We start from the raw sequence: 2,683 nt of genomic DNA, 5'->3' as shown, positions 1-2,683 counted from the left end.
AATCATCAGAGTTAATCCATGCTGTTAAGCCCTTACCTGATTTCATTTGGTAGCTTATTTTATAAAATTCGCCGTTATCACTCATATCTAGAAGCTTAAAATGATCGCCAGCAATCAGGTATATGAGATAAAGAAGAATAAGACTAAAACAGTTCTCTTTAACGTGGCTGATTCTCCCTTGGAAATAACTAATTATTAATCTAGAAGTATAACTTCTACAATGTTAGTGCTGAGCAGAGCATATTACCCTCTGTCTTTTTGTTTTTTTCCGAAACATACCTGACTTGACACCATTTATCATCATCCTGAATTGACAGTAAGGTAATGTCATCCCCCTTTATTAGGTAAGATTTTTGGGGGCTCTTGTTTTCATCATAGAAAAAAGACTTTTCTGATTTTATCTTAAATGTTGGATATTTTTCACAATCATTAGATTTTTTTCCATTTTCTACCATGATAGGTGTCAATGATATTTTATCATCTTTGTTTACTTCTGCTTTGATATGAACGTTGTCTGCTGCTTTGGAGCTATATTCCAGCCACGTATTTTTATTATATGAACGACATTGTCCATTCTTGTCAGTGAGTAATATTTGGTACTCATCGCTTAGCATGGCATTTTTGTTTTTATAAATCTTATAAATTAAATTATCTTTCCCACGAAAGAGAATTAATGGAATGTAAGTTGTTTTTCCATTTAAAAAATAGGATGTATCTACCGTGTCAATATTATTTGATACATCATTAATCTGTTTTTCAACAAGATCCATGTAATCATCTGAAACCGGCGTGTTTAACCCGCACAAGCCTTCTTTCGAAGCAACGCCGTTTTGTTTACTCTTTATATCAAAATATAGACAGTCTGTATAAAATTCACCGTTTTTAAATTGCAATGTCATATAAACGGTATAGTCATGCAAAGAACGGGCTGAAACAATAATTGATGGTTGATTATTAAAGAATCCAAACGAAACAGCAGGGTTACCGGTATAGTCTTCTTCAAAACTAAAGAATCCCTTTTCTGCTCCACTCATCGCATAAATTTCTCCTTTACTTTTATCATAGCCGTAAGTAATTTTAGATTCGTCAGCTATTGCTGCATGGACTATTAGTAAAGATAACAAGCATGTTGTTTTTATTTTCATGATTAACGTTCGTTGAAAATTAGCATATCTATACTGGTGTTTACTAGGACTTCTTCATACCTTATCGATAAACTATGGAAGTATATCGTCAAAGTATTTCATTTCATCCAGATAATTTCTGACGAGAAAATTGTTTACTTCAGCTATTTCTGCGTCAGTTCCTTTAGACTCGAAAGTCTCAAGTCGGCATTTTTTTCAATTGTTAAATCCCATGGCTTCCTCAGATCTATAATTAAATTTTCTTTTTCTGGGTTGTCTTCAATGGCTTTTTTGATCGATTTATCTGATTTTTTATAGCAATAATTTTATCGTTTTTTGCTTTGATGTTTATTTTTATCAATTCATTACTTTCCTTTTCAGAAAAAGTGGAAAACCGTGAGGTGCATAAATAAATAACAAAATTATTATGGCGCGGAATCTTATGCATTTTTTATTTATGTTGTAATTCATCTTATAGATTCCCCTAAAAATTATTTTGCTTCTTGGACTAAATTTTATTTCCACTTAGATGATAAGTTTAGTCTTTTAATGGCTGGTTACCATGATTATGGTACAAGTCTTGAAATGAAGTCATGTAATAAATGAAGATATGTTAATAACAGGTTGTAATAAAAAAGTAGATGGCATAGTGTAAAGATAAAAACTATCTGATGCAATATAATTGCATTGAAAACTGATTGCTGTAAATGATGTAGGTAATCAGTTATCATATTCCATATTTTTATATTTAAAGTGATCTTTATAAAAGGAATTTATTATGAAAAAAGCAATAATGGCAATATTGATTTTAATATCGGGTAACTCAATCGCGGAAGAACTAAGTCATGATATTAAACCTACCCATTAAGTAAGATCAATAAAAAAGACAGTGAGTATAGTGGTATTTGTTTATATTTAAGTGGGAAATGCAACAATGGCTCGGCTGAAGTATGGAAAGGAGAAAAAATAGTGATACTTACTATCTTATTGATAAATCACCACAAGGCATAAAAATAATAAAGGATGGTAATTCATATAAAATTAATGGTGAATGGTCGTTCAGGAGTTATCATCATAGCAATGAAAAAAAGACAACAGTGATGATATATTATCTCCAGCTGGCGTTATTGTTTATCCTGCTATATATCTCATCAACAAAAATAAAGCTGTCGTTAGCTTTGGTTTATAAATGGGAAACAAGTTGTTCTGGTGGCGGAAAAGAAGATAACTATGCTGATTTCATCATGATTAACAATCATTATTTATATAAATTGGCATTCTACAATATCCCATCCTTATCAAAAGAAAGTATAAAAGCATGTTTTAAAGAAGATGATTATAAGAAAAAATCACATTGCTATGACGAAAACTGGAGCGTGTTGTCTATAAAATATCACGATACAGGAAAGGATTATTACGAATGGGAGTTTGTAACTAAATATTGTTCATGGCCGGCTTTTGATGATAAATAAAAAGTGAAGGTTGCAGTTAATAAAGAAAAAAGATATGCATTTGAGTAGTAAGTCTGTTTGCGATGCACTACTAGTAATCGAATCATC

General features: G+C 31.1%; 2 protein-coding genes. One reads left to right on the top strand and one right to left on the bottom strand.

What is annotated here, in order from left to right; all coding sequences use genetic code 11:
• Positions 1 to 215: 215 nt before the first annotated feature.
• Positions 216 to 1,145 carry a hypothetical protein gene (locus DXX3274_RS21370; protein WP_042861569.1) on the bottom strand — a complete coding sequence of 310 codons (930 nt, stop codon included), beginning with the start codon at positions 1,143 to 1,145 and terminating at the stop codon, positions 216 to 218.
• A gap of 929 nt (positions 1,146 to 2,074) precedes the next feature.
• Here DXX3274_RS21370 and DXX3274_RS23180 point away from each other — a divergent pair.
• The gene (locus DXX3274_RS23180; RefSeq protein WP_152495288.1) at positions 2,075 to 2,596 is read left to right on the top strand and encodes a hypothetical protein; all 522 of its coding nucleotides are present in this window, start codon (positions 2,075 to 2,077) and stop codon (positions 2,594 to 2,596) included.
• Positions 2,597 to 2,683 lie beyond the last annotated feature (87 nt).

This window comes from Dickeya sp. NCPPB 3274, assembly GCF_000406205.1.
GTDB lineage: Bacteria > Pseudomonadota > Gammaproteobacteria > Enterobacterales > Enterobacteriaceae > Dickeya > Dickeya fangzhongdai.
This window is presented reverse-complemented; position numbering and strand designations above follow the sequence as displayed.

What these genes read in the sequence shown, in the direction of transcription:
- DXX3274_RS21370 (WP_042861569.1), bottom strand. Translation starts at nt 1,145, where the DNA reads ATGAAAATAAAAACAACATGCTTGTTATCTTTACTAATAGTCCATGCA.
- DXX3274_RS23180 (WP_152495288.1), top strand. Translation starts at nt 2,075, where the DNA reads ATGGAAAGGAGAAAAAATAGTGATACTTACTATCTTATTGATAAATCA.